The organism is Actinomycetospora sp. (assembly GCF_036497585.1).
Taxonomy (GTDB): domain Bacteria; phylum Actinomycetota; class Actinomycetes; order Mycobacteriales; family Pseudonocardiaceae; genus Actinomycetospora.
This window is the reverse complement of sequence record NZ_DASXJD010000239.1, coordinates 1-7561: the sequence shown is the minus strand read 5'-3', so window position 1 is coordinate 7561 and position 7561 is coordinate 1. Positions and strand designations below refer to the sequence as shown.

The 7561-nt window shown below is 72.4% G+C and carries 6 protein-coding genes; 3 read left to right on the top strand and 3 right to left on the bottom strand.

The features are described 5' to 3' along the window. The 3 genes from infC to uvrA all read right to left on the bottom strand — a co-directional run. A partial coding sequence (gene infC, locus VGH76_RS25075; protein ID WP_414637814.1) for a translation initiation factor IF-3 occupies window positions 1-194 on the bottom strand: 194 nt, incomplete at its 3' end. 394 nt (window positions 195-588) lie between these two features. Further along, the gene (locus VGH76_RS25070; RefSeq protein ID WP_331559480.1) at window positions 589-1128 is read right to left on the bottom strand and encodes a hypothetical protein; all 540 of its coding nucleotides are present in this window, start codon (window positions 1126-1128) and stop codon (window positions 589-591) included. Beyond that, window positions 1128-4025, bottom strand: coding sequence for an excinuclease ABC subunit UvrA (uvrA, locus tag VGH76_RS25065; protein WP_331559478.1), 2898 nt, complete (start codon window positions 4023-4025; stop codon window positions 1128-1130). Before uvrA ends, VGH76_RS25070 begins: the two co-directional genes overlap by 1 nt. A 200-nt stretch (window positions 4026-4225) precedes the next feature. Here uvrA and VGH76_RS25060 point away from each other — a divergent pair, with 200 nt between their 5' ends. The 3 genes from VGH76_RS25060 (at window position 4226) to VGH76_RS25050 (ending at window position 6605) form a co-directional block, all read left to right on the top strand. Further along, window positions 4226-4921: a DUF4383 domain-containing protein gene (locus tag VGH76_RS25060; protein WP_331559477.1), complete on the top strand. Its 696-nt coding sequence runs from the start codon at window positions 4226-4228 to the stop codon at window positions 4919-4921. A gap of 54 nt (window positions 4922-4975) precedes the next feature. Further along, complete coding sequence (locus VGH76_RS25055) at window positions 4976-5653, top strand: MBL fold metallo-hydrolase (RefSeq protein ID WP_331559476.1); 678 nt, start codon at window positions 4976-4978, stop codon at window positions 5651-5653. 742 nt (window positions 5654-6395) lie between these two features. Beyond that, window positions 6396-6605, top strand: coding sequence for a hypothetical protein (locus tag VGH76_RS25050; RefSeq protein ID WP_331559475.1), 210 nt, complete (start codon window positions 6396-6398; stop codon window positions 6603-6605). Window positions 6606-7561 lie beyond the last annotated feature (956 nt).

Genomic DNA, 7561 nt, shown 5'->3' with positions numbered 1-7561 from the left:
CGCGACTCGCGGGCCTTCTGCGCGCTCTCGTACTTGAACTTGCCGTAGTCCATGAGCTTGCAGACCGGCGGGCGCGCCTGGGCCGCGACCTCCACGAGGTCGAGGTCGGCCTCGCGAGCCAGTCGCAGGGCGTCCTCGATGCGGACGATCCCCACCTGCTCGCCGTTCGGACCGACCAGACGGACCTCGGGCACGCGGATGCGCTCGTTGATGCGCGTCTCTGCGCTGATGAGTTCTCCTCGGGTTCGACAGTGTTTCCGGCCGCAACCCGGCGAGGGGGGTCCTTGTTCCCACGCAATCGGGCCCCGCGCCGTCCTGCTCGTGGCGGGGGCCCTGACTCGTACCGATCCGGCCGCGCCGCCGGATCCTCCCGACGACGAGCCGTGGCACCGCCCCGCGGACGGGACGGCGGACCGGACCCGGCCACCTGGGGCGGCGGACCGGGTGGGAGACGGGGCTCCACTTGCCGCCCGGCGGGACGACTGCAGGTACACAGCCGCGCCCACCGAGCTGGTCGCTCACATTGAGCCTACCACTCGGCGTGTCCGGTGGTCGCCGGGCGTGTCCGGGGCGGCCGGGCCGGACCCGTCAGGCCGTCGCCCACCCGATCACCGCGTCGAGCGCCCGCCGGTCGGCCTCAGCGACCCCGAGTTCGGCCTTCGCCGGCGCCACGGCGGCCTCCCGCGTCGTCGCGTCGGGTGCGGTGAGGGCGTGGACGTGGTCCACGAGCGACCAGAGGTATCCCTTCCGGCTGCGCTGCGGCCGCACGGAGCGCCCCAGGGCGGCCCGGAGCGCGTCGGTGTGGGGGCGTTCGGGTTCGGGCGTCCACTGCGCCTCGACCCCCGTGAGGAGCCGGTCGAGATCGACCTCGGGCACGCGGTCGTCCTGCGCCAGCGCCGCGAGCGAGGCGAGCAGGTCGACCCGCGACCCCCCGCCGTCGTCGTCGACCATGGTGCACCAGGTCAGCACCGTGGCGACGACGCCCGCGGTGTCCGGGTCGAGGGCGCCCTCGCGCCACCACGTCCCCGGGGTCGCGGCCCACGGGCGGCGGTCGTCCCGGTCGTCCGACGAGAGTGCGTGGAACGCCTCGCGCAGCCGGGGCGGGTCGACCTCACCGTTGTCGCTCATCAGCCCGCCTTCGCCCGCGTGCGTCGGGCCGGCGCCTCGTCCGGGGTGACGAGGCCGGCCAGGAACTGCCCGGTGTAGCTACCCGGAGCCGCGGCGATCTGCTCCGGGGTGCCCTCGGCGACCACCGTCCCGCCGCCGTTGCCGCCCTCCGGGCCCATGTCGACGACCCAGTCGGACACCTTGATGATGTCGAGGTTGTGCTCGATGACGAGCACCGTGTTGCCCTTGTCGACCAGCCCGTTGATCACGCCGAGCAGCTTGCGGATGTCCTCGAAGTGCAGCCCGGTGGTCGGCTCGTCGAGGATGTAGATCGTCCGGCCCATCGAGCGCTTCTGCAGCTCCGCGGCCAGCTTGACGCGCTGCGCCTCGCCCCCGGACAGGGTGGGCGCGGGCTGGCCGAGCCGCACGTAGCCCAGGCCCACCTCGGTGAGCGTCCTGAGGTGGCGGTGGATCGCGGTGATCGGCTCGAAGAACTCCGCGGCCTCCTCGATCGGCATGTCGAGAACCTCGGCGACCGTCTTGCCCTTGTAGTGCACCTCGAGGGTCTCGCGGTTGTACCGGGCGCCCTTGCAGACCTCGCAGGGAACGTAGACGTCCGGCAGGAAGTTCATCTCGATCTTGATCGTTCCGTCGCCGGCGCACGCCTCGCAGCGCCCGCCCTTGACGTTGAACGAGAACCGGCCGGGCCCGTAGCCGCGGACCTTCGCCTCGTTGGTGGAGGCGAAGAGCTTGCGCATGTGGTCCCACACGCCGGTGTAGGTGGCCGGGTTGGACCGCGGCGTGCGCCCGATCGGCGACTGGTCGACCCGTACCAGCTTGTCGAGGTGCTCCAGCCCGGTGACGCGGGTGTGCCGGCCGGGCACCTGACGGGCGCCGTTGAGCTTGTTGGCCAGCACCGTCGCCAGGATGTCGTTGACCAGCGTCGACTTGCCCGAGCCGGACACGCCGGTGATCGACACCAGGCAGCCCAGCGGGAACGAGACGTCGACGTCGTGCAGGTTGTGCTCGCGCGCGCCGACCACGCTGACCTGGCGCCTCTTGTCGCGCGGCCGCCGGATGTCCGGCACCGGGATGCTGCGCCGGCCCGAGAGGTAGTCCCCGGTCATGGAGTCGGTGTTCGCCTCGAGCGCGTCGACCGACCCGGAGTGGACGACCTGCCCGCCGTGCTCCCCCGCCCCCGGCCCGATGTCGACGACCCAGTCCGACGCCCGCACGGTGTCCTCGTCGTGCTCCACGACGATGAGGGTGTTCCCGAGGTCCCGCAGCCGCGTCAGGGTGTCGATGAGCCGGCGGTTGTCGCGCTGGTGCAGGCCGATGGACGGCTCGTCGAGCACGTAGAGCACGCCGACGAGCCCCGACCCGATCTGCGTCGCGAGCCGGATGCGCTGCGCCTCCCCGCCGGAGAGCGTCGCGGCCGCGCGGGAGAGCGAGAGGTAGTCCAGCCCCACGTCGAGCAGGAAGCCCAGCCGGGCCTGCACCTCCTTGAGCACCGCACCGGCGATGACCTGCTCGCGGGCGCCGAGCACCAGCCCGGTGAGGAACTCCGCGCAGTCGGCCACCGAGAGCGCGCAGACCTCGGCGATCGAGCGGTCGCCCTGCGTCTCGTGGCGCAGCGTCACCGCGAGGATCTCCGGCTTGAGGCGGGTACCGGAGCACACCGGGCACGGGACCTCGCGCATGTAGCCCTCGTAGCGCTCGCGGGCGCTGTCGGACTCGGCCTGGTCGAGGCGGCGCTCGAGGAACGGCACGACGCCCTCGAAGGCGGCGTAGTACGAGCGCTCGCGCCCGTAGCGGTTGCGGTAGCGGACGTGCACCTGGTCGGTCGACCCGTGCAGCACGGCCTTCTTGACCGCCGCCGGCAGCTTGCGCCACGGCGTGTCCATCCGGAAGCCGACGGACTCGGACAGGGCGGTCAGCAGCCGCTGGAAGTACTCGGCGGTCTGGCCCATGTTCCAGGGCGCGATGGCGCCCTCGCCGAGGGAGAGCTCGTCGTCGGGGACGAGCAGCTCCGGGTCGACCTCCATCTTGGTGCCGAGCCCGGCGCACGTGGGGCAGGCGCCGTAGGGCGAGTTGAACGAGAAGGCGCGGGGCTCGAGGTCGTCCACCGCGAGCTGGTGGCCGTTGGGGCAGGCCATCTTCTCGGAGAAGCGGCGCTCGCGGTCCGGGTCGGCCTCGTCGAGGTCGACGAAGTCGAGCACGACGATGCCCTCAGCGAGCCGCAGCGCCGTCTCCACCGAGTCGGTGAGGCGCTGCTTGGCGCTCGCCTTGACCGAGAGCCGGTCGACCACGACCGCGATGTCGTGCTTCTCCTGCTTCTTCAACGTCGGCGGCTCGGCCAGCGGGTACACCGTGCCGTCGACCAGCACCCGGGAGTACCCCTGGCCCTGGAGCTGGGAGAACAGGTCGACGTACTCGCCCTTGCGGCCGCGGATGACCGGGGCGAGGACCTGGAACCGGCGCCCCGACTCCATCTCGAGCACCTGGTCGACGATCTGCTGCGGGGTCTGCTTGGAGATGATCTCGCCGCAGGTGGGGCAGTGCGGTGTGCCGGCCCGGGCGTAGAGCAGCCGCAGGTAGTCGTAGACCTCGGTGATGGTCCCGACGGTGGAGCGCGGGTTGCGGCTGGTGGACTTCTGGTCGATCGAGACGGCCGGCGAGAGACCCTCGATGAAGTCGACGTCGGGCTTGTCCATCTGCCCGAGGAACTGGCGCGCGTAGGCCGAGAGCGACTCGACGTAGCGGCGCTGCCCCTCCGCGAAGATGGTGTCGAACGCCAGGCTCGACTTGCCGGAGCCGGAGAGACCGGTGAAGACGACGAGGCTGTCGCGCGGCAGGTCGATGTCGACGCCGGTGAGGTTGTGCTCACGGGCGCCCTTGACGACGAGGCGGTCGGCCACGGATGAGCCTCCTGGGCGTGCACTGGTGCTGGGCGGGTGGTCCCGCCCTGCATACCCCCGGGCACCGACAACGACCGGGCGCGCGGGGGCTCACGGGGTTGGTTCCCATGCTAGGCGTGCCCTCCGACACCCGGCCCCCGCCCTCGGCGCACGGAGGAACCGGGCGTTTGTTGCGCGCCGCCGAGGAGGCATCCCGGTCCATGACGGAGCAGGACGAGCGGGGACAGCGCACGCGGGACCGCACCGGGCGGGAATCGGGCGACCTCGGCGCCGGCTCCGCCCGCCGCGGCGAGTCCGGGCACCCCGACGCCGGGACCCGCGGCCAGCACGACCAGGAGGGCCGGTCCGGCGGCGCGCCGTACGTCCCGGCCGGCCGCGACGAGGGGGGACGGCCCCAGCCCGCCGTCCCGCACGAGGGCCTGCTGGGCCGGATCGCGTCGTCGGTGCTCGCCGGCCAGTCGGTGGTCCTGCTCGTCGTCGCGATCGCGGGCTACGTCGTCGGGAGCGGCGACGGCTTCTTCGGGCGCTCGGAGGCCACCTTCCTCGCCCTGCGGCTGAACCCGGCCCACAGCACGCTGCTGCTGCTCACGGCCCTGCTCGGGATCGCGGCCCTGTGGCGGCGGAAGTCCCTGCGCGGATACGCCCTCGGGCAGGCGATCGTCTACCTGATCCTCTTCGCGATCGGCACCGCGGCCTCGGTCGGGACGTCCGACCCGTCGCCCCTGGACCTCAACACCCCGGACCACGTGCTCCACGGCGTGCTGTTCCTGCTCGGGTTCATCACGATGATGATCTCCAGCGCCCGCATCGTCGAGCCGCCGCCCGGCCCGGACCCCTACCCGGACGCCCGGGAGGATGACCCCGCCGAGGCGAGCGATCGCGGCCTGCAGCGATAGCCCCGACCACGAACCCTGGACTGGATGTCGGGGGGAGCGGGCAGACTGTCCGGCGTGGACCTCCTCGACGACTACACCGGACACGTCGACCCGGAGGGTCCCGCCGCGCAGCGGGACCTCGACGCCGTGACCATCACCAAGGTCTCGGTCGGGCCGATGGACAACAACGCCTACGTGCTGGTCGACAAGGCCACCGGGCGCACCCTGCTCATCGACGCGGCCAACGAGGCGGACCGGCTGCTCGACACCGTGGACACGGTGGGCTCGCGCGACCAGCTCAAGGACCTCGTCACCACCCACCAGCACTGGGACCACGTGCAAGCCCTGGGCGAGGTCACGAAGGCGGTCTCGCCCACCACGTACGCCCACCCGCTCGACGCGCCGGAGCTGCCGGTGGCCCCGGACCGCACGGTCGGCGACGACGACCAGGTCCGCTTCGGGGACTCGTTCGTCGAGGTCATCCACCTCGACGGGCACACCCCGGGCTCGATCGCGCTGTACTACAAGGACCCGGACGGCTCCGGCCACATCTTCACCGGGGACAGCCTCTTCCCCGGCGGACATGGGCGGACAACAACCCTCGAGCATCACAACTCGCTGATGGACGAGCTCGAGCGCAAGGTGTTCGGCCGCTTCGACGACGACACCTGGGTCTACCCGGGCCACGGCGACGACACCACGCTCGGCGCCGAGCGGCCGAGCCTGCCGGAGTGGCGCGAACGCGGCTGGTGAGCCCCGACGTCAGGCCTGTGGTCGGCTGCTCGGGGTTCTAGCCTGGGAGGGCGGGACAGCCGAGATCCTCCGGCGAGTCACGGGTCACGGGTGCGCGTAGCAGCTAGCGTGCCTGGTTCAGAGGTCGACCATCAGATAGGTCGCGGATCGGTGAGTCGAATAGCCAGGTCGCCCCGGACCCCGGCGGCCCCCCTGGTGACAGGGGTCGCGAACGGGGGCGCCATGACCTCAGCTACGACACCCGCCACGGGGGTGCCGGGCACAGGAGTACACCGGATGCGACGACGACGTCGACCACGGGCCTGGTGTCGCGACGCGGCGGGTGGTCTGCGCTGATGGCGACCAACCACCGCCGATCTCCGGCCGCGGATTCGCCTGGTGCTTCGGCGGCGCCCGGCCCCAATGGGCCCGTGCCCGGCCCGCGGGGTTGCCGGTGGCACCACGACCCTGCCCCCAGTCACTACTGTCGTCGCCCGCCGCACCGCACGCGACGACACCCACGAGCTGCTCGCCATGCGCGAGTTGGTCCCCGAACCGCGGTCGAAGCCATGACCGCCGGGAACGGGCCCGTCTTGATCGACACCGAGGCGCTGCGGATTGAGCCGGCCAGCCTTGAGCGGATGGCGGCCTCCCGGCTGCTCATCCCCGCCCGCGCCGACGACAACGGCACCCTTTGGTGGAACCTGCACGACCTACGCCGCCAGCTCGCCGCACACCTCGACGAACGCAGGGAGGGCTAGCCATGCCAGAGACCGCCCAGTGCGGCCGCTGCGGGCGAATCACCTCGACCGGGTTCACCGAGTTCATGACCTGGCGGGTCAGCGACGACGGGCGGGCGATCTGTCCGAACTGTCTGACCCCGAGCGAGACGGTCGACGACGACACCCCCATCTTGACCGACAACCCCGACGACCGGTTCCTGCGCGACCTCGACCCCGACAACGACACATGAGCCCCGAGCCGTTTGGGCGCCCTCGTCACCTACCCGTTGATCGACCCGCACCGACCGTCGTGAGTCCACCACGGCGGGGCGATGGTGTGGGCGCCCCCCGTCGGGTGTCTGTGACCCGCCACCAGTCGGAGGCCACGGCCCAGCGGTGCCGCAATCAACCGGCCGCACGTACGCCTCCCCGGCGCCGATGACCCGGGCGGAGGCGCTCGCCGAGATCGAGGCGAGCAAGGCATGGCGGCGCGTACGGCGCTGCACGAGCAGCGTATGGCCGAGATTCGCTCACGCCGCCTTCCGACGCCGGCGGTCTAGTACGCGGGGCTCCGCCCTGGATGCCGATCAGGTCGGCGGACGATCGGAGCAGCTCCGAGGACAGCGCGAGCCTCCCGGCGGACCTGCGGCGAGCGTGGCCGGAGACGGTCGGCCGCGGTGGCGGGGACGCCGGTTCCCAGGCCAGGCCCCACCGCTCGAGCAACGCGGTCGCGCCGGCCGTCCCGCCGGTCTCGGCGACGTCCAGCAGGCGGCCATGTCCTCGATGCGGACCCGGGCGCAGCCGAGGGCGTCGGCGAGCTGGGCCTCGGCGGCGCGGTAGTCGGCGGTGCGCTGCCCGGGGTGGCGCTGGACGGGACGCGGCTGACCCGGCCGTCCTGGTCGATGGTGACCCCGCCGATACGGGGTACGGAGACGGTGACCCCGGCGGCCACGTGGACGACGCGGGCGAGCCCGCAGCCCTCGGCAGTGTCGCGCACAGGGCGCGGAACTCATGCTCGACGGTGCGACGCTGTAGCGGGACCTCGCGGCCGTAGCGGGTCGACCGATGCCCGGACAGCCGCGGGAGGGGACGGCGGGAGTGCAGGGCCATGCGGGGTGTCCTCCAGACACGACAGCGCCCGCCCTCGGACCAATGGATCAGGTCGGTTCGGGGCGGGCGCTGCGGCCAGGAGGGCGGGCGGTTCGGT